The following is a 19,651-nucleotide window of genomic DNA, read 5'->3' as shown; positions in this document are numbered from 1 at the left end:
GGCCGCCCCACGGTCATTGGCTCTACAGCGCACCGGGTGACGGCCGGCGGCAAAAATCAGTTGACCAATCCTAGTGAAATGAGATTTCTCAATGACCTTCACCCGAACCAAGATTGCAGCTGCGCTTGTTGCAGCGGGTCTCACTCTTGTTGCTTGCGGATCCGACGATGCCGGCTCATCTAAAGAAACAACGTCTTCCGCCGATGCAAACGCCCAGAAGATCAGCATTGAGGATAATCACGGCACGCAACAGGTGCCCATGAAGCCGACCAAGATCGCCTCGACCGACAACCGCACGTTCGAGATTCTGGACAAGTGGGGTGTGGACCTAGTTGCCGCGCCAAAGCAGATTGTGCCCAAGACCCTGCCGAACATCCGCAACAACGATGACATCAAGGATATGGGCAGCCACCGTGAACCCAACATGGAAGCCCTAGTGGCTGCACAGCCAGATCTGATCATCAACGGGCAACGCTTTAAGACCAAGTACGACGAGATCAAGAAGCTGAACCCCCAAGCCGCGATCGTGGAATTCGAACCGCGTGACGGCGAGTCTATGGACAAAGAATTGAAGCGCGAGACCGAGGCCATGGGCAAGATCTTCGGCAAGGAGGCCGAGGCTAAGGCACTCGTGGATGACTTCGATAAGGCGATCGAACGCGCGAAGAAGGCCTACGACCCGAAGAAGAAGGTCATGGCTATCAACGTTTCCGGCGGTGAAATGGGCTATGTAGCCCCAGGTAAAGGCCGTTTCTTCGGTCCGATCTTCGATTGGTTGAAGCTGACTCCTGCGCTGGAGGTAGCTAACGCCTCCGATGACCACCAGGGTGATGACATCAGCGTGGAGGCCATCGCAAACTCCAAGCCGGATGTAATGCTGGTCATGGATCGTGATGCTGCGATTTCCGCTGCTGAGGAGCCCGGATACAAGCCCGCTGCGGACGTACTAAAGGGCGCGGATGCTCTGAAGAACGTCCCGGCTGTCAAGAATGACGTCGTCGTGTTTGCGCCGGAGGATACCTACGTCAACGAAGGCATCATCACCTACACCGAGATGCTGAACGCTATCGCGGACGCATTCGAGAAGGCCTAGAGCTGCTGAGGTGAGCACCCTCACCCAGGGCGCGCACTCTGACAACAAAGGAGGACGAGTTGGCGACGGCTACCTTGGAACGCACCACACGAAGTAAGCGACTGGATTTCAAGTTGCTTCTCGCCGTCCTGCTTGTTGCAGCGCTACTGGCCGCGAGTCTGATGACGGGCGAATACGACATCTTCTCCGGTGAGGATGGTGCCGAGATATTCGCCCTCACTCGCATCCCGCGCACCATCGCATTGGTGCTCGCCGGCGCGGCCATGGCGATGTCCGGGCTGGTAATGCAAATGCTTACGCAGAACCGGTTCGTTTCCCCAACCACCACCGGCACCACCGAGTGGGCCGGTTTGGGGTTGCTCTTGGTCATGATCTTTGCCCCCACCGCCTCGCTGACCGGTCGGATGGTCGGGGCTATTGTGGCATCGTTTATCGGCACGCTGGTTTTCTTCCTTTTCTTACGGCGGGTTTCCCTCCGGTCGTCGCTGGTTGTCCCCATCGTGGGTATCATGTTGGGTGCTGTGGTCTCTTCTGTTTCCACATTTATCGCTTTACAATTCGACGCCTTGCAGTCCCTAACCGTGTGGTTCGCCGGAAGCTTCACCAGCGTGTTTAAGGGGCAATATGAGGTGTTGTGGATCGTCGCTGGCGTGGTCGTCGCGGTGTTCCTCATCGCCGACCGCCTGACTGTGGCTGGTTTGGGCGAAGACATCGCCACGGGGTTGGGGTTGAACTACCAGCGCGTGCTTTTTCTTGGAACGGGCCTGGTGGCTGTCGCCACCGGTGTGGTCACGGTCGTGGTGGGCAACCTGCCGTTCCTGGGGCTGATCGTGCCCAATCTGGTTTCCATGATCCGTGGTGATGACCTGCGCAGCAATCTGCCGTGGGTAGCACTCACGGGCATTGCCGTAGTTGCGGTGTGTGACCTGCTTGCCCGCATTGTCATCGCTCCATTTGAAATCCCCGTGTCCGTCATCCTGGGCGTGGTGGGTTCGGCAGTGTTCATTGCAATGATCGTGAGGCAACGTCGTCGTGGCTAATAGGCTTTCCATTTCACCTACCGAGTTCTCGCCAGTGGCCGTTCGCGCAGAATCCGCGTCGCGATCGACCAGGTCCGCCGGCGCGTTCCCCACGGCGACGGCTCGTCGCACCTACTGGCTTATCCTCATTGGTCTGGTCCTCGCAGGTCTTGCCTTCGCGTTTGGGTTGCTGGCCTATGGAAATCCCATGCCGGTGGGAACCCCGGCTTTCTGGTTGCTCGCCGAACGCCGTATGAACGCGGTGATCGCCATCGTGATCGTTGCGCTGTGCCAGTCGCTGGCCACCGTGGCATTTCATACTGTGACCAACAACCGCATCATCACGCCATCCATCATGGGTTTTGAATCTCTGTACGTGGCGCTACACACCGCCACGGTGTACTTCCTCGGCATCGCCGGGGTAGCGGCTGGGCGTTCCACGGGAATGTTCGTGGCACAGATCGCCCTGATGGTGGTTGTGGCCGTCATGCTCTACGGCTGGTTGCTCACGGGCAAGCGGGGCAACATGCACTCCCTGTTGCTGGTGGGCATTGTCATGGGCGCAGGTTTAGGCTCCGTATCCACGTTTCTACAGCGCATGCTCACCCCCAGTGAATTCGATGTACTGACGGCGCGCCTTTTCGGCAGCGTGTCTAACGCAGACCCAGCATACTTCCCCGTCTCGGTTGTGCTTGTGGGCTTGGCGGGGGTTGGGCTACTGGTGATGTCGCGTCGCCTCAACGTTATTTCTTTGGGACCCGACGCCACCGCGAACCTCGGCCTCAATCACCGTAGGAACACGATCATGGTGTTGGTGTTGGTTACGGTGCTGATGGCCGTATCCACCGCGTTGGTTGGGCCCATGACGTTCTTAGGGTTCCTCGTGGCAACCTTGGCCTATCAATTTGCCGGTACGTATGACCACCGGCTGGTGTTCCCCATGGCGTTCGTCACCGCATTCGTGGTGCTGACCAGCGCCTACTTCGTGATGAACCACGTGTTCTATGCCCAGGGAGTGGTGAGCATCATCATCGAACTGGTTGGTGGTTCGCTGTTCTTGTACGTCATTTTGCGAAAGGGCAAACTGTGATTCATTTGGAGAATGTGCGCAAGGCGTACACCAGTGATGTGGCTATTGGCCCGGCAACTCTGGATATTCCCGCGCAGGGCATTACCGCACTCGTGGGACCAAACGGAGCAGGCAAGTCCACCTTGTTGACGATGATTGGGCGTCTGCTGGGTATCGATGAGGGACAGATCACGGTCGCGGGGATGGATGTCTCTTCCACGAAGTCCAAGGACTTGGCCAAGGTGTTGTCGATTCTTCGGCAAGAAAACCACTTCATTACCAAGCTGACGGTTCGCCAATTGGTCGGGTTCGGGCGCTTCCCGCACTCCCATGGGCGCCTCACTAGGCAGGACGAGGAGATCATCAGTCGGTACATTGACTTCCTGCACTTGACCGAGCTGGAGAATCGCTACCTCGATGAGTTGTCGGGTGGACAGCGCCAGCGCGCCTATGTGGCAATGGTGCTGTGCCAGGAAACTGATTACGTGCTGTTGGATGAACCCCTGAACAACCTAGACATTGAGCACTCGGTGCAGATGATGAGCCACCTGCAGCGCGCCGCCAAGGAATTTGGCCGCACAATCATTGTGGTGTTGCACGATATCAACTTCGCAGCCAAGTACGCGGATTACATCTGCGCGGTGAAAAACGGTCAGATCGCCCGTTTCGGCCCTAGTGCAGAGATCATGGAGGGGGAGATCCTCACCGACATCTTCAACACCGCCGTCACGGTTATCGACGGCCCGGATGGCCCCTTGGCGGTCTATTACTAAGCTTTTACCAAGCTTTGGATTCTCCATGCCGTGAAATCCAGAAGAGCAATCTTTCGTGTAAACCCACCCCGATAGAAACGCAGTGTGGGTGTGACGTGGCTTTGACGTGGGTCGGAGTAATGGATCGGGGAATCTTTCTGATTGCTTACCGAGGATGCATTCCGCCCACGCACACCCGCTAACATTGTCTCCATGAGCGATACCCAGCTGACCACCGTTGCCGACGGCCGTTCCATCGCCGAGGCCTTGGAACAAGCCGATCCCGGATCCATTGTGGATCTGCCCATTCCAGGCGCCTGGGTGTACGTACCGCGCGTGTTCGGGGATGATCGCGGCAGTTTCCACGAGGCTTTCCGTGGGGAGCAGTTCACGGAGAAGCTGGGGTATCCCCTCAATATTGCGCAGTCCAATCTTTCGCGGTCGGGGGCGAATGTCATCCGTGGCATCCACCTCGCAGAAGTTCCTCCCGGACAGGCGAAACTGGTCACGTGCGTGGCCGGAGGAGTAACCGATGTGCTGGTCGATGTGCGGGTGGGTTCCCCCACGTTCGGCAAGCACCTGCAGGTGCCCCTCAACGAACAGAACAATTTCGCCCTTTTCGTTCCCTTGGGCGTGGGGCACGGGGTGGCGTCGGAACAAAAAGGCGCCACGTTGTACTACCTGGTGACCGAAGCCTACGACCCAGACCGGGAGTTTGGCCTGCATCCTTTCGACGCCACCCTGAACATCAATTGGCCCGTTGAGCAGTCGGCAGCGGTATTGTCGCCGAAGGACGCCACGGCGCCGACCGTGGACCAGGTACGGGACCGACTGAGCAGTTATAACGACGTTCGGGGATGGGAAAAAGAACTGCGGCGCGACTGGGCCGAAGCCTTGGCCGAATCTGAAGCGTGGAGCGAGCCTTCCGATAACAGCGGCGCCCGGAACCCCAGTGGCGGGAGGGGCCGCTAGTGAAAGGCATCATCCTCGCCGGTGGGACGGGTAGCCGGCTGTGGCCCATCACCCAAGGGATTTCCAAGCAGCTGGTGCCCGTGTACGACAAGCCGATGATCTACTACCCGCTGACTACCCTCATGCTGGCGGGTGTGCGGGAGATCCTGGTGATCACCACGGCCGCCGATGCTCAGCAGTTCAAAGGACTTCTGGTCGACGGCAGCCAGTTCGGGGTGAGCCTGCAGTACGCGGTGCAAGATCACCCAGGGGGATTGGCCGAAGCGTTCATTGTGGGCGAGGACTTCATCGGCAAAGATTCAGTAGCTCTAGTGCTGGGGGACAACATCTTCTACGGTGCCGGGTTGGGCACGCAACTGCGCCGGTTCAACAATCCCGACGGCGGGGCCATCTTCGCCTACTGGGTAGCAGAGCCCCAGGCCTACGGAGTGGTGGACTTCGACGCCAACGGGCGGGCACTCAGCCTAGAGGAAAAGCCCCAGCGGCCGAAGTCCAATTATGCGGTTCCGGGACTGTATTTTTATTCCTCGGATGTGGTGGAGATCGCAAAGGGACTGTCTCCCAGCGCACGGGGCGAGCTGGAAATCACCGACATCAACCGCACGTATTTGCAGCAAGGCCGCTTGCAGGTGGAGATACTGCCCCGCGGTACGGCCTGGTTAGATACCGGAACCGTGGACGATCTGGCCGCGGCCGGCGACTTTGTTCGCGCAATCGAAAAGCGCCAGGGGTTGAAGGTCAGTTGTCCGGAGGAAGTCGCGTGGCGGCTGGGATACATCGATAATGATCAGCTGAAATCCAGGGCGGATGCGTTAGCGAAAAGCGCCTACGGGCGTTACCTGCAGCATCTTTTGGTGCGTGAGGAAGTAGGTGGATAACCCAACATGGTTGCGTTGAAAAAACTGCCGGATATGGTGCGCCGAACGTGGCGGGACTTATCGTGGACCAGCGAAGAGGTGCCGGAGCAGGGAATGGACCACGCAGTGATGATCCTGCGGGGAATCACTTCTGCTGAAGGGGAACTGCAGGGCATGGTCCCTGAATCTACCGTTGTGCGCGTTCCCCACGAGCCCGAGTATCGGGATCAAGCGCCGCTGGAATCCGCGTTGATCTCGCAGCTCTTCCGCGGGTCTTCCGTGAGGGTGCCAGAAACTGTGCGCCAAGCGTATGCTCGCGGCACTTTCAATACTCCAAACCCGGTCATGTTGACCTTGCAAACGGAGGTCACCGGGGTGCCCCTGACTAAAGAACTATGGGCCACCCTCAGCGATAGTCAGCGCGAATGGGCTGCGGAACAATTGGGCAGTTTGCTGGCCAGCATGCACACGATGGATCCGGATTTGCTGCCGGTCAGTCGCGTGGAGTGTTGGTGGTCCGATGGCCCGGCCACATCTACGCTCAACGAATCCCCGCGCACGCTGCCGGGGAAAATGGCGCTCATGAAGTCGCGGATGGCGGACTTTCTGGCCCCGAACCTCACGTCTCGAGAAATGGATGCCGTGGAGGAAAACTTCGCCCAGGTCGATGCGTTACTTGCCCGCCCACACCAACAGCGCTGCCTGACGCACTCCGATCTGTTCCAGTCCCACCTGCTGTGGAACCGCGATGGGGGAGTGGGGGTGATCGACTTCTCCGATATGACCGTGGGGGATCCCGCCGTGGACTACTGCCACTTCGTGGACATTGATAGTGGGTTGCAGGAGCGCGTGCTGCAGTTGGCGCTGGAAAATGGGCCGGAGGATTTGTACCAAGTGCACGAGGGTGTTCCCCGCTTGTTGGAACGTGCCCGGATCTTTAAACAGTGGGACAATATTTTCTTACTCATCGACCACTACCGAACGGGGCGCTCCCCGCGTGTAGAACTGCTCTAACGGGGAGTTGGCCCTAGCGGGGAGCCGGCCCTCACTACGATTCAGTGTCAGGTCGCGGCGCATCATCAGGGGGTGGGGTGCCGCCATCGGTGGAATCATCGCCGTGTGGCTCGCCGTCGCCATGCGGTTTGTCACCGCGCTGCTGCTGTTGCCGGCGCAGCCGCTCCAGCCTTTCTCGGCGCGCTCGCTGCTCGGCCTCCCGCTCGGCTTGCCGTTCTGCCTCGCGGCGCTGTTTAAACCTTTCTTTCTCGATATTCCATAAGAAATCAGGATCGTCGTCCGGCCCCTTAGCGCGCAGCTCAGTGGGGTTGTTTTTCCGGCCTATTTTACCGACGCCCCTCGCCGCCCCCGACTGGCCGGATCCTGGTCCAAATGCCTTCCACAACAACACGATCGTGATTATGATCAGCACGAGGAGAAGTAAGCGACCCATGGAAAACTCCTTGGTGGAAGGCAGCGGGGCGTCGTATACAAAAAGACGCCACAGTGTGGTGTGTATTAGTTCTTCGTACAAGTTGTAGCAGAACGCCCAGCGTTTACGGCAGCCCGTCCGACAACCGTGGGGTGTTAAGGCGGTCACTCTTCGCTTAAGCTGAGACGAGAAGTTGCTTCAGTAAAGCTTCATGTGTTCGCGAAGGGAAAACGTAATGCGCACATCGCAGGGATCGGTCACAGAACAAAGGCAGGCGCAGCGGCCTGCGCGTGGGCTGATCGTGACCGCGATCGTGGGATACGCGGCCGTGATTGTGGCGCTGACCACGCTTAAGGCGTTCTTCCAAATCGGGTATTTGTGGAAGCCGGAGAACCAGCGAACCCGAGAGCTCATGTTAGTGCCTTTGACCATGGTGCGACGGTCGACAACGTGGTTCGGCCCCGTCTTTGATTACGTGGGCAACGTAGCTTTTTTCGTACCCCTGGGCATGCTTCTATTCGTCGCACTGTTTCAACGGCAGCGGCCGGTGCTGAAAGTCACTGTGCTGTGTTTGGCCTTTAGCGTGTGCGTGGAAGTGGCTCAATACGTATGTGAGTTGGGCCGAACCTCCACCGATGACGTGTGGTGCAACGCGCTGGGCGCTTTCATCGGTGCGGTGTTCGCCAAAGCCTGTGGCCCGCGGTGGCACAAGGTGTGGGTGTGGTTGGCCTTAGCACTGACCGCTGTATTCGCGGTTCTAGTTGGGCTGGGTGAGAGGTTGGGGGATCCAGATAAGGTCGTGGACCTCCAAAGCCCTAAATAGCTTTCGCAGACCACCGGGCGCTAGGCTCGTAATTTGTGAGTGAAGAAGCAATCCCCCAGAAGAATCAACCGGTGCGACCCGAGGCCACAGAACAGCCTAAGTTGGCCTCGTCCACTAAAAAGGATGTTCTACTCTATGGGTTGGCCCGCCTGTTGCTGTTCGTTGTATTGACCGCGGTTATTCATGGCATTGTTTTGGCTTTGGGTATGGCGAACAGCTTCCCGCTGCTGATGAGCGCCCTGCTGGCTCTCATCTTGGCTTTGCCACTATCCATGTTGTTGTTTAGTAAGCTGCGCCGTCGCGTGAACAACGAGATCGCCGCGTGGGATGCCGATCGTCGGGCCCACAAGGATCAGATGCGCCGTCAGCTGCAGGAACGTTTGAACTAGCGCAACCCAGGCACAACCCAGGCGCCCCACGCGACTTATGCAGCCGAGTTGAGCAGAGCGCCAATCAGCATTGCGATTGACCACAGCAACATGCCGCGTCCCGTCATTCCCAATACGGGGATCAGCGCTTTACCCTTAGCCCCACCCATAACCGGGCGGGCCGCCAGAACAAATAGAGGCACCGCGATCAGCCCCAAGAGTGTGGCGAGATTCCCCACCGCCATCGCGATGGTCAGAAAAACTGCCGCTACGATGAGCCCAATCCACAGCTGACGGGTGCGGGCATCGCCTAAGCGTACGGCCAGCGTGATCTTCCCCGTTTCCGCGTCCGTCGGAATGTCCCTCAAGTTATTGGCCAAGTTCACGCTAGAGGATAGCGCGCCTACCGCCACGGCCATCCCCAGGCCTCGCCAAGAAACAGCCCCCGTCTGGGTAAATTCTGTGCCCAGGACCGCGACCAGTCCGAAGAAGATGAACACGGCCACTTCACCCAGCCCGCGATAACCGTAGGGATTCTTTCCGCCAGTGTAGAACCATGCACCCGCGATGCAGGCTGCACCCACCAGAATCAGCCACCAGGCAGACAGCAGACTGAGGATCACGCCGGCCACTCCCGCCACTGCGAAGCTGGCGAACGCTGCGTATTTCACTTGCTTCGGTGGAACCAGCCCGCTGCCGGTCAAGCGCAGTGGTCCGGAGCGATCATCGTCGGTTCCGCGAATCCCATCGGAGTAATCGTTGGCATAGTTCACACCTACGATAAGCGCCCAAGAAACCAGGCCTGCTAAAACGGCACGCAGCAGGTCGGCTTGCTCGGCCAGCACGGCGGCGGCTGTTCCCGCCAATACCGGTGCGAATGCGTTGGCCCAGGTGTGCGGGCGCGCTCCCTCCAGCCATTGTGCGGGAGTGGCTCCGGGGTAGTCACGAGACACGGTGGTCAATTGCTTCTTGGCTCCTCAACAATCGGGTTGTGCGCGCCATCGGGTTCATCACCCGGCGGAAGCAGCGCGAGTCTAATCAGTAAGCAGTGTAGTCTGCACCCATGCTTTGGCCCGCTGCCGGTCGATCTTGCCAGGCCCCGTCATCGGCAGTTCGGCGACTTCCCACGCACGTTGCGGGATGAGGTGCCGTTCCACTTTCCCGCGCAGCTGGTCGCGGACTCGCTGGGTCACGTCGCTTGGCGTGGCCGCGGTGTTGGCTTCTATGAGTAGGACGACGCCCTCTCCAAACCGCTCATCGTTCACCCCTAGGGCACATGTCAGTCCCTGGCTCACACCGTGGTCGCGGGCAGCCCGCTCCACGTCTTCGAGCAGCACCTTGTACCCGCCAATGTTCACCGCGCCATCGGCGCGGCCGTGGATGGACAAGGTGGCGTCGGGTAAAAGAACCCCCAGGTCAGAGGTGAGGAATGTGCCATCAGACGGAAAAGAGGCCCGGGAATCGACGTTGCGATATCCGCGCGCGACCATGGGGCCGGTCAAAGTGATGCGCCCTGAGCGCGTGGTGGGGTCTGGGTCTGTGATGGCGATGCTGGCGCCCGGTAGGGCCCGACCGTTATAGACCATGCCGCCGCTGGTTTCACTGGAACCGTAAGTGAGTGTGAGGTGCACCCCTTGGGCGCGTAGAGAGCGGATGAGTTCCGGGTTTGCTGCGGCGCCGCCCACGAGAACGGCGGCATAGTCCGATAGCGCACGGACGGCCTGGGGGCTCGTGAGGCGGTGTAGTTGGGCTGGGACCAAGGAGGTGTACAGATCCGCAGTAGGGTGAGTGGTTTTCAAGCGACGGGTATCAGCGATGAAGGATTCCGCCGTGAAAGGGGTCCCTGCAACCAGGTGCGATGCGGCGATAGGGGTGAAGCCCGCGTGCATGCTGCGTAGTAGGACCTGTAGTCCCGCGATGTGGTGGGCTGGTAGGGCCAGCAGCCATGCGCCGGGAGCGGTACCGAACGTGGTGCGCAGGTAGGTCTCGGTCGCGGTGATGGAGGCTAGGAGATTACTACGATGAAGGATTGCCCCCTTGGGGGTTCCCGTGGACCCGGAGGTGCAGGCGATAAGGCAGCCGGGTTCGATCGGCTCGTCCACGCTCATGAGGGTTGCCAGGTTGGGTGAGTTGGGTGCCGCGGGGCCCGATTGTGCCTGTCCTGAGCGTGGGTATCCGGTGGCCGGTTCCTGGGGGAGCGGGAGAATAGAAATCTTCCCTTGCATCACCTGGCGCAGCGTAGAGATCGAGGCGGGAAGGTGGGTGGCGGAGATCGTCGCGGCTTGCAAGGGGACTGTGGTGGACATGCCTTTTAGGCTACGCCTTGGCGCTTGTGGGGCTACGCTTCAGTGGGTTGGAGAGGGGGTTTCGGGCTAAGCGGATGACGGCACGTGGAGGTGGAATTCCTTCAGCATTTGCTGGGCGGTTTCGAATTCCAGGTCGGTGGGCAACCGATCGTGGATAGCTAGGTAGGCAATCTGCAGATCGGTATCCGTAGCTGGCGTGCGGCCGGTATCCACGAGGTAGGCCAGTACTGAGTGGAATGACGGGCTGCGGGAATCCAGAGCGTTCAAGCTGGGAGTGGGCAAATCGGCTTGTTCGGTGAAGTAGGAGGCCAATTCATGCTCGTTGTTCGGCAGAGTGGTGCCGTCGGACAGCACTATGCCCTCCGCGATGTTTTCACGGTTACGAAGTTTGCGGAGCAGTTGAACTAGGGGGTTGAACATAGTGCACCCCTTTCTTTTAAATCAGCGACCTAGGGGGCATGTTAGGTCAATGTGTTGGGTTCAGCACAATTGTTGGAGATGCCAACGAGCGTTCGTGCGATCTTTAAGTTACAACTTAGTGAACAATAGTGGGGGCAGTCAAGTATTTTGGGTAAGAACCTGAACAAAAGGGGAAAAATCCCCAGATGAACATCTGGGGATCAGGGGCGGGGTGGTGTTGTGGGTTTGCGGGGGTTTGGGTTTGCGGGTGTTGTGGGTTTGCTCGGGTTTCTAGCGATCCAGATTGTTCTGGCCGTTGTGCGGAGTGCGGAACACTTCCGTGGCCGTGTTGTCATTACCCTTCGCGGAGGAACCCGCAGGGAAGTTGCCGTTCGCGGAAGGAGCGGAACCATAACCGGTGGTCGGGTTTGCGGTGGAGGCTGCTGTGGAGGTGGTGGGATTTACAGCGGGATTGGCGGCGTGCAGATTGTTGTCGTAGCTAGAGGAAGGCATCTGAGCTGCGGCCTCTTGGTTGCGCTCACGCTCCTTGCGTGCCCGACGTGCGCGGAAGGGAGCAGCGAACAAGTGATCCAAGCTGAAAGCACCAGCGCCAGCCGCTGCGAGGAACAGCCCGGCGGCACCAATAACACCGGCCAACTCCCATCCGGAATCCTGCACGAAAATTCCGTTGCTGCGGTGCGCGATGATGACCGCGCCCACCATGTGGACGAAGAGGATCGGGCCGACAAAACGGACCAACAGGCCCAGAATGATGAGGATGCCCCCGACGAGCTCTACCCACGTGGCGATCTGGGAAGTGATCTCGGGCATGGGTGCGCCCATCTGGTCGAAATTGGACTGCGTTTGTTCTGGGCCCCACGTCTTGAGCTTTTGCCATCCGTGAGCGATGAGCACAACGCCCAGAATGATGCGACCAAGAAGCGTTGCAATGCTGTGGAGAGGATGTGGTGAATGGGTTGTGGTTTTAGGCATGACTTATAATTTAGCATTTTTGGCCATCCCGCCGGCTGGCACCAGATTGCGTCTTCCGCAGATGGCCACGCTGGCGAGCCTGCCCGTGGCTAACCGAACGTGCTGGGTAAAGGCTTCTCACCAGCAAGGTTAAGGCGTATCTGTCTATGCCTAGGGTAACTGCCTTTAGTAGTAGTAAGGGAAGTCGTCCCAACGCGGATCGCGTTTTTCAAGGAAGCTATCGCGCCCCTCCACGGCCTCATCCGTCATGTAGGCCAAACGAGTGGCTTCCCCAGCGAAGACCTGCTGGCCCATCAAACCATCATCGGTCAGATTGAACGCGAACTTCAGCATGCGCTGAGCGGTAGGGGATTTGGTATTGATCGCGCGGGCCCACTCGATGGCCACGTTTTCTAGCTCCGCGTGATCTGCTACCTCGTTGACGGCCCCCATGCGGTGCATCGTTTCCGCATCGTACGAGCGGCCGAGGAAGAAAATCTCGCGCGCGAACTTCTGTCCCACCTGCTTCGCAAGGTACGCGGATCCATATCCAGCGTCGAAGGATCCCACGTCGGCGTCAGTTTGCTTAAAACGCCCGTGCTCCCGGGATGCCAAAGTGAGGTCACACACCACGTGCAAAGAGTGGCCACCGCCGGCAGCCCACCCGTTCACCACGGCGATAACGACCTTCGGCATGGTGCGAATCAGGCGCTGGACTTCGAGAATGTGCAGGCGCCCACCTTCGGCTTTCACACGAGCTTCATCGACGTGATCCGCAGTGGCGGCCTGCACATCTCCATCGTGATTAGTGGCGTACTGGTAGCCCGAACGGCCACGAATGCGCTGATCGCCACCTGAACAGAAAGCCCAGCCACCATCCTTGGGGGAAGGTCCGTTGCCCGTCAGCAAAATCGTGCCGATATCTGGGGAGCGGCGTGCGTGATCGAGGGCGCGGTACAGTTCATCGACAGTGTGGGGCCGGAACGCATTGCGCACCTCCGGGCGGTCAAAGGCGATGCGAACAATGCCGTCTTTGCGCTCGGTGCCGATATGGCGGTGGTAGGTGATGTCGGTGAAATCGAAACCGGGAACCTCGCGCCACTGGGAGGCATCAAAAGGAGCAGCGGAATCACCGGCTGCGCCCGTGCCGGTAGCGGAGGTGGAATTCGCAGAATCAGTCATGTCCCGCATTCTATCGAGTCTCTGAGATCCACCATCCCAAGGCGGTGGCATGCTGGAGAACATGAACAATCAGCCCCAGCGCGACCAGGCCGCACAGGATCGCCCCAAGCGTGGCCAAGCCTCACAGGATCAGCCCACTGCTAGCATGTCCAGCGTTGACGAGCTTCTCGAGCGTGCCCACGTGGTTTCTCTACCTTTGCGCGTACCTTTTCGCGGTGTCCAGGTGCGGGAGGCTATATTATTCGACGCCTCCTTCCGCTGGGCGGAATGGGCCCCTTTCCTTGAATACCAACCGGAGGAGGCATCCAGGTGGCTGTGTGCGGCTGTGCAATACGGCTATACCCCAGCACCTGAACTGGCGGATTCCTGGGTGCCCGTCAATGCCACCATTCCTGCAGTGGATGTACGCGAGGACCCGGATGTAATCGGTGCCCTGATGCAGCGCTACCCGGGATGCACCACGGTCAAAATCAAGGTCGCGCAGAAAGGTCAGCAGCTCGCAGATGATGTTGCCCGCGTGCGGGCAGTTCGGCAGTGGTGCAGCCAAGCGGGAATTGACGACCCCAAGGTGCGCCTTGATGCCAATGGGGCGTGGAGCGTGCCCCAAGCTCTGGAAGCCATTGCAGCCATCACCGCGGAGGGTCCGCTCGATTATGTGGAGCAGCCGTGTGCCACTGCCGAGGAGTTGGCTGAGGTGCGCCGGCGGGTGGGCGTTCTGGGTGGTTCATCTGAGCCCGTGCGCATCGCTGCCGATGAGTGCATCCGGAAAAGCGCCGATCCACTCACCGCTGTCACAGACGTCATCGATGCCGGTGCTTGCGATGTCGTGGTGCTCAAGGTGCCTCCCCTGGGTGGAGTGGAACGCCTGCTCAGCATCGCCCGCGCTGTCGCCCCTCGTGGGGTTGCCGTGACCATGAGTTCCGCGCTGGACACCGGTATCGGTCTGGGCGCGGGCCTCGAGGCCGCCGCGCGCCTTCCGGAGGTGGGCTCGGAATCGCAGGCTGCCGGCCTGGCCACGGGGTCTCTCTTCGTTGAGGACCTCGCTCCTCGCCCCATCGTTGACGGTCGTATCCAAGCGGGGCCTCTTATTCCCGACGCCGACGTGCTCCACGAGTTCGCCGCCAGCGGGAGCCGGAAGGATTGGTGGTTCGAGAGACTTAAGGAGGCCTACCAGCACCTGTAACGATGTCGAGCACCTGTAACGGTGCCAAGCATTTATTCCGGTGCCCAGCATTTATGGCGTTGCCCGGCATTTGTGGCGTTGCCAAGCATTTGTGGCGGTGCTCGGCATCTATCCCGATGCCCAGCACCTATCGCGATGCCCCGGTAGGCCTTTAAAGAAATGGTGAGCGAATAGCTCTGCTAGCGAAACTCGGGCTTAGTTATCGGAACCGGAGGTGTTGGTGCCACCCTCGGACTGATCCAAGAACACCCACTCGCCCTCGCGTTCAACCTCAAGACCCCAGCCCAGGGAGTCGTCTGCCTTGGACTCTTCCTTGAACCAGTCGTAAGCCTTCTCGTCAGAGGCGAAGACAGGGAGATGGCCCAGTCCGCGAGACCGTCCAGAGTGAGGCAGCGGGATATTCGCGTTGTCGTGGTTGCTCGGTAAGTTAGACAATGTGACTAATCCGAAGGTGCCTGAAGTGAACGCCCCGCAACTCGATGTACCGTTAAGCCCAGCCATGACAACGGCTTTGGTGATTGTCGAAGAACTTATCCGGAGCGGGATACGCGAAGCTGTTGTGTGCCCGGGATCGCGGTCGGCACCCCTAGCGATTGCCATCGCGGAAGCTGATCGCGTGGGCCGGTTACGCATGCACGTGCGGACCGATGAACGCACTGCTGCTTTCCTAGCTCTCGGCCTGGCTAAGTACTCCCGCCGCGCGGTGCCGGTAGTCATGACATCGGGCACGGCGGTCGCGAATTGCCTGCCAGCAATGGTGGAGGCCACGCTGACGCACGTCCCCCTCATGGTGCTATCGGCTAACCGCCCGCTGAAAATGGTGGGAACGGGGGCGAACCAGACCATTGACCAGGTGGGTATCTTCGGTTCGCATTCAGTGTGCACTCGCACCCTAGATCAGATCGGAGAGACTTGTGCGCAGCGCGGGATCACCGAAGGACTACCGGCCGACCAGGTGGACTTCCTGCGCAATACCGTCGGCGAAGTGATTGCAGCGGCGATGCACCCCACTGAGGGAGGGGGAGTGCAGTTGGATGTTCCTTTGCGGGAACCCCTTGTGCCTGAGGACAGCGCGGTGGTGGGCCTGGGGGCGTCCGAAATTCAAGAAAGCCTAAGCCAAGGCCAGCACCAGGCAACCAACCAAGAGCAACCAGCGGGGCCGGCAGGCACCCAAGAAAAACTCGGGCGCCCCGGTGGCAGCGAAGTGGACATGCCCACTGTGCGAAAGACTGACACCGATGCGGTGGCGATCGACCTGGGAAAACGCACGTTGGCGATCGTGGGAGAGGTCACCGATCGGGCGTGGGGGCGCCGCATCATGGAGCAGCTATCGGGTGTGCCCACGATGGCGGAACCTGTGGCACCCGACGCGCCGGAGATTCCCGTGCATTCCGCTGCGGCAGCGATGTTTACGGCAGACACCGTGGCCCATGGAGAATATTCAGCGGTGACCCGGCCGGAACAAATCGTAGTAGTGGGGCGCCCCACGCTGCACCGGCCGGTGGCGCGCCTGCTGGCCGATCCGGAGATCCGCGTGGTGGTGGTCACGGATACCAATACGGTGACTGATGTCAGCGGCACGGCGGCAGCCGTCACACGTGCGATCACCTTGACGGGGGAGGTCGATCAACAATGGTTGTCCGTGTGCCGCGCGATCAGTGACATGGGGGCGGAAGCTGTGCGCCGAACGCTCGAGGAAAGCGACGAGTTTACTGCAATCCATGCCGTTGCTGCCGTGGCTGATTCGCTCCGTGATGGGGATGCAGTGGTGCTAGGAGCTTCTACAACGGTGCGCGATGCTTCGCGCGCCGGGTTGCCATTTTCTGGAGTTGCCGCCTATGCCAGCCGGGGCGCTGCGGGAATTGATGGGACAGTGTCTACCGCGGCGGGAGTGGCTTTTGCGCATGCCTCCAGTGAGCCGCACGCCATGCGCGCTCCCCGCACCATTGCAGTGATGGGCGACCTCACGTTCCTGCACGATATAGGTGGGTTGAATATCGGTCCCCTGGAGCCCCACCCCGATAACCTGCTCATCATCGTCACGAATGACAACGGAGGGGGAATCTTCGAGACCCTAGAGCCCGGGCGAGAGCAGCTACGGAGGTTCCCTGATGGCAGCGAGATGTTCGAGCGGATCTTCGGAACACCACTGCGCGCTAACCTCGGTGAATTGTGTGCGGGCTTCGGTGTGCCACACCGCCTGGTGACCACGCCAACCGAATTGGCTTTAGCGATCGAAGAGCACGCGGAGCTGGGATACCTCAGTGCAGATGACGACGCCATTGGCAGCGGTATTGCCGTGATCGAAGCGCAAGTGAGCCGGGCGGGGCGTCGAAATGTAGAAAAGGCTATCCGTGAGGCAGTAACTCCCCGATGAACCCAGCAGCCAAAGCTACCTTGGAGCAATCAGTGCCGGCCCTGCCACGCCGGGAACGGGTGGTGCGTCGCGCCCGGCAGCTGGTGATTGCGTTGACTATTTTTGGGGTGTTGGCTTGCCTGGGGATGATTGTGACCGCGGCTATTGATGACTACGCGATCTCGCGCGATCGGGCAACGGCGACTGCCGACGTGTTGGATACTGGTGCCTTGCGAACAACCGTGCGGTTCCATGACAGCCAAGGTAACTATCACCAGCCGGACAAGGGGTTGAAGTACCCAACGGGGTTGGTGAAAGGACAGAAAGTACGCGTGGAATACCAGCAGAGCAACCCCAAGAACGTGAAGGTCGCCGGGCGCGGTTGGACATTGGCTTTTCTGCCGGCACTCAGTTCGTTGGCGGTAGTGCTGTTCGTGGGTGGCGGGCTATGGTTACTCCTGAGGTCTCGTTTGTTTGCCAAAACTTCACCCGCGTAAACCGCTGTTCGGAATCATTTGCACAAAGCTTTACCCGGCGGTCATGAGGATGTGAAGTCAGTGGGAGAAGGTGAATCCTATGCGTGTTGCAATCGTCGCCGAGAGTTTCCTGCCCGTCGTTAACGGCGTGGTGAATTCCGTTTTGCGCGTGCTGGAGCACCTGCGTCGTCATGGACACGAAGCCCTGGTGATTGCGCCGGCTGCGAAGGACGGGCAGGAAGAAATCACGCACTACCTCGGCCACCGCATCACTCGCGTACCCGCCGTGGACGTTCCGGGGGTTAACTCCCTGCCCATCGGTGTGCCACTGCCCCGCGTCCTGACGGAAATGCGCGATTTCCAACCGGACGTGGTTCACCTCGCCAGCCCTTTTGTTCTCGGCGCCGCCGGCGCGGCTGCTGCCAAAACTCTAGGGTTGCCATGCGTGGCTGTCTATCAAACTGATGTTGCGGGTTTTGCGAACAACTACGGCGCTGCCATGTTGTCCCAGGCCGCATGGCGCGTCACGCGCGTACTGCACAACAACTGCACCATGACTTTGGCGCCGTCTTCTGTCACTATCAAAGAGCTAGAGGAACACAAGGTCCGCAACGTTTTCCATTGGGGCCGCGGTGTGGACATCGTCCGTTTCAACCCCGCTAAACGCAGCGAAGACTTGCGGTCTTTGTGGCTCGACGCCGGGCGCTCCAAACGCGCAGCCCTTCATAGTGGAAAGGTCGCATCCTTCGGCGCGGATCAGGTGACCGTGGTCGGCTTCGTTGGCCGCTTGGCAGCTGAAAAGTCCGTGGAGCGCCTAGCGGTGCTAGATGACCGGGATGATATCCAATTGGTTATCGTCGGTGATGGCCCAGAACGTGAAGACTTGGAAAAAATCATGCCAACCGCCGTATTCACGGGTGGCATGTACGGGGATGACCTGCCGCAGGCCTTTGCCAGCTTGGATATTTTCGTTCATGCGGGGCAGTTTGAAACTTTTTGTCAGGCCATCCAGGAAGCACAGGCCTCGGGCGTGGCCACCATCGGCCCGCGTGCTGGTGGGCCGATCGACCTCATTACTCCAGGAGTAAATGGTCACCTGCTGGATGTGGATTCATTTGAACGCGATCTGCCCAGTGCAGTTGAAGACATCATTAACCGCGGTGTGAAAGGTTTTGGAGCCGCGGCATTTGAAGGGGTGCAATCCAAGTCGTGGCCGGGGTTGTGCAGCCAGTTACTGGATTACTACGATCTGGCAATCGTTATGCACGGGCGCAAGGGGTTGCTCTCTCGGAAGTTCTTCCGCAAGGGGCCACCGGAGCGTTTCATGGGTGTGGCCGCGGATGTGGAATCCATGATGGCTGCCGCTACCAGTACGGGTGCTCTCGCAGTGGCGGCTGGGGAGCGGTTGCGTAAGGCACAGGAATCTCCCGCGCAGATCGCGGCGCAGCAGACCAGCCAGCGCCGGGCGCAGCACAGCGCTGCAGAACCAGCGCAAGGTTCAGTGCGCCGCCCCAGTGAGACGGACCAGGCTGCCCCGTTCTAACCGACGAGACCATTCGGTTCTTAACGCCCCCACGGCTGTCCCTGCGCGAGTCACCACGTCTAAGATGAGGGATTATGTCACGGGCGAGCTTGGATAAGAAGCCCCACGAAGTCGCGTCGATGTTCGACGGTGTGGGAAAGAATTACGACATCACCAATACGGTCTTGAGTTTTGGCCAAGATCGTATGTGGCGGAAGCGTACCCGTCGGCGCTTGAACCTGGGCCCTGGAGATGTGGTGTTGGACCTCGCCGCGGGAACCGCGGTTTCCACTGAGGAGCTAGCCGAGACCGGGGCGTTTTGTATTGCCTGCGACTTTTCCATGGGTATGCTGCGCGCGGGCGCCCACCGCCAAGTACCCAAGATCTGCGGCGATGGAACCCAGTTGCCTTTTGCCGATGCCACTTTCGATGCAGTCACGATCAGCTACGGCTTGCGCAACATCGTCGACTACCGCGCCGGCTTGCGGGAAATGGCTCGTGTGACCAAGCCCGGTGGCAAGTTGGCAGTAGCGGAGTTCTCCACCCCCGTAATCCCCGTGTTCAAAACGATCTACAAGGAATACCTCATGCGTGCCCTGCCCGAGGTTGCACGGGTCGTGAGCTCTAATCCCGATGCCTACATCTACCTGGCTGAATCCATCCGCGAATGGCCAGACCAAGAAGAATTGGCGCGCGAGATCGCGCAATGCGGGTGGGAAAATGTGGGCTGGCAGAACCTCACCGGAGGCATTGTTGCACTACACAGTGCCACGCGACGCGCAGACTAGCTGGCGCTGAGGGGCCGTGAACGGGTAGCTCCGGCACCATGTTCCTGCGGCGGTAGTCGGTAGCTCCGGCGCCACGTGGCTACGGCAC

At 59.7% G+C, this 19,651-nt stretch carries 22 protein-coding genes; 15 read left to right on the top strand and 7 right to left on the bottom strand.

From position 1 onward, the window contains the following. The first annotated feature begins 91 nt into the window (after positions 1 to 91). From CAURIC_RS09750 to CAURIC_RS09720, 7 genes are all read left to right on the top strand, one after another. A complete protein-coding gene (locus tag CAURIC_RS09750) occupies positions 92 to 1,093 on the top strand; it encodes a siderophore ABC transporter substrate-binding protein (RefSeq protein ID WP_035113563.1) in 1,002 nt (333 codons plus the stop codon). Between the two features lie 59 nt (positions 1,094 to 1,152). Next, the gene (locus tag CAURIC_RS09745) at positions 1,153 to 2,133 is read left to right on the top strand and encodes an ABC transporter permease (protein ID WP_052094918.1); all 981 of its coding nucleotides are present in this window, start codon (positions 1,153 to 1,155) and stop codon (positions 2,131 to 2,133) included. A 10-nt stretch (positions 2,134 to 2,143) separates the two neighbouring features. After that, positions 2,144 to 3,202 (top strand): iron chelate uptake ABC transporter family permease subunit, encoded by a 1,059-nt coding sequence (locus tag CAURIC_RS09740; protein WP_052094968.1) that lies wholly within the window; start codon positions 2,144 to 2,146, stop codon positions 3,200 to 3,202. After that, complete coding sequence (locus CAURIC_RS09735) at positions 3,199 to 3,954, top strand: iron ABC transporter ATP-binding protein (RefSeq protein WP_035113565.1); 756 nt, start codon at positions 3,199 to 3,201, stop codon at positions 3,952 to 3,954. The genes CAURIC_RS09740 and CAURIC_RS09735 overlap by 4 nt, the downstream gene beginning before the upstream one ends. A 192-nt stretch (positions 3,955 to 4,146) precedes the next feature. Further along, positions 4,147 to 4,905 (top strand): dTDP-4-dehydrorhamnose 3,5-epimerase family protein, encoded by a 759-nt coding sequence (locus tag CAURIC_RS09730; protein ID WP_052094970.1) that lies wholly within the window; start codon positions 4,147 to 4,149, stop codon positions 4,903 to 4,905. After that, positions 4,905 to 5,783, top strand: a complete 879-nt coding sequence (gene rfbA / locus CAURIC_RS09725; RefSeq protein WP_035113566.1) for a glucose-1-phosphate thymidylyltransferase RfbA — start codon at positions 4,905 to 4,907, stop codon at positions 5,781 to 5,783. Before CAURIC_RS09730 ends, rfbA begins: the two co-directional genes overlap by 1 nt. 6 nt (positions 5,784 to 5,789) lie before the next feature. After that, the gene (locus CAURIC_RS09720; protein ID WP_035113567.1) at positions 5,790 to 6,776 is read left to right on the top strand and encodes an aminoglycoside phosphotransferase family protein; all 987 of its coding nucleotides are present in this window, start codon (positions 5,790 to 5,792) and stop codon (positions 6,774 to 6,776) included. Positions 6,777 to 6,810: 34 nt separating this feature from the next. On the opposite strand, the gene CAURIC_RS09715 is transcribed toward CAURIC_RS09720, so the two are convergent. Next, positions 6,811 to 7,209 carry a hypothetical protein gene (locus CAURIC_RS09715; protein WP_052094919.1) on the bottom strand — a complete coding sequence of 133 codons (399 nt, stop codon included), beginning with the start codon at positions 7,207 to 7,209 and terminating at the stop codon, positions 6,811 to 6,813. Between the two features lie 214 nt (positions 7,210 to 7,423). Here CAURIC_RS09715 and CAURIC_RS09710 point away from each other — a divergent pair, with 214 nt between their 5' ends. Together CAURIC_RS09710 and CAURIC_RS09705 are read left to right on the top strand one after the other, a co-directional pair. Continuing rightward, complete coding sequence (locus tag CAURIC_RS09710) at positions 7,424 to 8,011, top strand: VanZ family protein (protein WP_052094920.1); 588 nt, start codon at positions 7,424 to 7,426, stop codon at positions 8,009 to 8,011. A gap of 35 nt (positions 8,012 to 8,046) precedes the next feature. Further along, positions 8,047 to 8,400 carry a DUF4229 domain-containing protein gene (locus tag CAURIC_RS09705; RefSeq protein WP_371440971.1) on the top strand — a complete coding sequence of 118 codons (354 nt, stop codon included), beginning with the start codon at positions 8,047 to 8,049 and terminating at the stop codon, positions 8,398 to 8,400. 35 nt (positions 8,401 to 8,435) lie between these two features. On the opposite strand, the gene CAURIC_RS09700 is transcribed toward CAURIC_RS09705, so the two are convergent. The 4 genes from CAURIC_RS09700 to CAURIC_RS09685 all read right to left on the bottom strand — a co-directional run bounded on the left by CAURIC_RS09700 (position 8,436) and on the right by CAURIC_RS09685 (position 12,077). Next, a complete protein-coding gene (locus CAURIC_RS09700) occupies positions 8,436 to 9,341 on the bottom strand; it encodes a 1,4-dihydroxy-2-naphthoate polyprenyltransferase (protein ID WP_035113860.1) in 906 nt (301 codons plus the stop codon). Positions 9,342 to 9,413: 72 nt separating this feature from the next. After that, a complete protein-coding gene (locus tag CAURIC_RS09695; protein ID WP_052094921.1) occupies positions 9,414 to 10,685 on the bottom strand; it encodes an AMP-binding protein in 1,272 nt (423 codons plus the stop codon). 66 nt (positions 10,686 to 10,751) lie between these two features. Continuing rightward, positions 10,752 to 11,105 carry a hypothetical protein gene (locus tag CAURIC_RS09690; RefSeq protein WP_052094922.1) on the bottom strand — a complete coding sequence of 118 codons (354 nt, stop codon included), beginning with the start codon at positions 11,103 to 11,105 and terminating at the stop codon, positions 10,752 to 10,754. Positions 11,106 to 11,375: 270 nt separating this feature from the next. After that, positions 11,376 to 12,077, bottom strand: a complete 702-nt coding sequence (locus CAURIC_RS09685) for a DoxX family protein (protein ID WP_084588123.1) — start codon at positions 12,075 to 12,077, stop codon at positions 11,376 to 11,378. Here CAURIC_RS09685 and CAURIC_RS09680 point away from each other — a divergent pair. Next, positions 12,076 to 12,210 (top strand): hypothetical protein, encoded by a 135-nt coding sequence (locus CAURIC_RS09680; RefSeq protein ID WP_268871052.1) that lies wholly within the window; start codon positions 12,076 to 12,078, stop codon positions 12,208 to 12,210. The two genes, CAURIC_RS09685 and CAURIC_RS09680, sit on opposite strands and share 2 nt — an antisense overlap. A gap of 32 nt (positions 12,211 to 12,242) precedes the next feature. Here the strand turns inward: CAURIC_RS09680 and CAURIC_RS09675 are convergent, their stop codons facing one another. Continuing rightward, entirely contained in the window at positions 12,243 to 13,238 is a 996-nt protein-coding gene (locus CAURIC_RS09675) for a 1,4-dihydroxy-2-naphthoyl-CoA synthase (RefSeq protein WP_035113568.1), read from the bottom strand. A gap of 145 nt (positions 13,239 to 13,383) precedes the next feature. On the opposite strand from CAURIC_RS09675, the gene CAURIC_RS09670 reads away from it, so the two are divergent. Next, the gene (locus CAURIC_RS09670) at positions 13,384 to 14,421 is read left to right on the top strand and encodes an o-succinylbenzoate synthase (protein WP_035113869.1); all 1,038 of its coding nucleotides are present in this window, start codon (positions 13,384 to 13,386) and stop codon (positions 14,419 to 14,421) included. A 195-nt stretch (positions 14,422 to 14,616) separates the two neighbouring features. On the opposite strand, the gene CAURIC_RS09665 is transcribed toward CAURIC_RS09670, so the two are convergent. After that, positions 14,617 to 14,856, bottom strand: coding sequence for a hypothetical protein (locus CAURIC_RS09665; protein ID WP_035113569.1), 240 nt, complete (start codon positions 14,854 to 14,856; stop codon positions 14,617 to 14,619). Between the two features lies 1 nt (position 14,857). Between CAURIC_RS09665 and menD the strand changes: the two genes are divergently transcribed. From menD to CAURIC_RS09645, 4 genes are all read left to right on the top strand, one after another. After that, positions 14,858 to 16,798 carry a 2-succinyl-5-enolpyruvyl-6-hydroxy-3-cyclohexene-1-carboxylic-acid synthase gene (gene menD / locus CAURIC_RS09660; RefSeq protein WP_035113570.1) on the top strand — a complete coding sequence of 647 codons (1,941 nt, stop codon included), beginning with the start codon at positions 14,858 to 14,860 and terminating at the stop codon, positions 16,796 to 16,798. Continuing rightward, positions 16,795 to 17,274, top strand: a complete 480-nt coding sequence (locus CAURIC_RS09655; protein WP_052094924.1) for a DUF3592 domain-containing protein — start codon at positions 16,795 to 16,797, stop codon at positions 17,272 to 17,274. Before menD ends, CAURIC_RS09655 begins: the two co-directional genes overlap by 4 nt. Positions 17,275 to 17,353: 79 nt before the next feature. Further along, a complete protein-coding gene (locus tag CAURIC_RS09650) occupies positions 17,354 to 18,796 on the top strand; it encodes a glycosyltransferase family 4 protein (protein WP_035113572.1) in 1,443 nt (480 codons plus the stop codon). A 74-nt stretch (positions 18,797 to 18,870) separates the two neighbouring features. After that, the gene (locus tag CAURIC_RS09645; protein ID WP_035113574.1) at positions 18,871 to 19,563 is read left to right on the top strand and encodes a demethylmenaquinone methyltransferase; all 693 of its coding nucleotides are present in this window, start codon (positions 18,871 to 18,873) and stop codon (positions 19,561 to 19,563) included. Positions 19,564 to 19,651 lie beyond the last annotated feature (88 nt).

It is taken from the genome of Corynebacterium auriscanis (assembly GCF_030408435.1).
Lineage (GTDB): Bacteria > Actinomycetota > Actinomycetes > Mycobacteriales > Mycobacteriaceae > Corynebacterium > Corynebacterium auriscanis.
This window is presented reverse-complemented; position numbering and strand designations above follow the sequence as displayed.

Bases quoted from the DNA above. Each gene is read 5' to 3' on its own strand.
- CAURIC_RS09670 (WP_035113869.1), top strand. From the start codon at position 13,384: ATGTCCAGCGTTGACGAGCTTCTCGAGCGTGCCCACGTGGTTTCTCTA.
- CAURIC_RS09720 (WP_035113567.1), top strand. From the start codon at position 5,790: ATGGTTGCGTTGAAAAAACTGCCGGATATGGTGCGCCGAACGTGGCGG.
- CAURIC_RS09690 (WP_052094922.1), bottom strand. From the start codon at position 11,105: ATGTTCAACCCCCTAGTTCAACTGCTCCGCAAACTTCGTAACCGTGAA.
- CAURIC_RS09645 (WP_035113574.1), top strand. From the start codon at position 18,871: ATGTCACGGGCGAGCTTGGATAAGAAGCCCCACGAAGTCGCGTCGATG.
- CAURIC_RS09695 (WP_052094921.1), bottom strand. From the start codon at position 10,685: ATGTCCACCACAGTCCCCTTGCAAGCCGCGACGATCTCCGCCACCCAC.
- CAURIC_RS09675 (WP_035113568.1), bottom strand. From the start codon at position 13,238: ATGACTGATTCTGCGAATTCCACCTCCGCTACCGGCACGGGCGCAGCC.
- CAURIC_RS09650 (WP_035113572.1), top strand. From the start codon at position 17,354: ATGCGTGTTGCAATCGTCGCCGAGAGTTTCCTGCCCGTCGTTAACGGC.
- CAURIC_RS09710 (WP_052094920.1), top strand. From the start codon at position 7,424: ATGCGCACATCGCAGGGATCGGTCACAGAACAAAGGCAGGCGCAGCGG.
- CAURIC_RS09685 (WP_084588123.1), bottom strand. From the start codon at position 12,077: ATGCCTAAAACCACAACCCATTCACCACATCCTCTCCACAGCATTGCA.
- CAURIC_RS09680 (WP_268871052.1), top strand. From the start codon at position 12,076: ATGACTTATAATTTAGCATTTTTGGCCATCCCGCCGGCTGGCACCAGA.
- CAURIC_RS09730 (WP_052094970.1), top strand. From the start codon at position 4,147: ATGAGCGATACCCAGCTGACCACCGTTGCCGACGGCCGTTCCATCGCC.
- CAURIC_RS09750 (WP_035113563.1), top strand. From the start codon at position 92: ATGACCTTCACCCGAACCAAGATTGCAGCTGCGCTTGTTGCAGCGGGT.
- CAURIC_RS09655 (WP_052094924.1), top strand. From the start codon at position 16,795: ATGAACCCAGCAGCCAAAGCTACCTTGGAGCAATCAGTGCCGGCCCTG.
- CAURIC_RS09715 (WP_052094919.1), bottom strand. From the start codon at position 7,209: ATGGGTCGCTTACTTCTCCTCGTGCTGATCATAATCACGATCGTGTTG.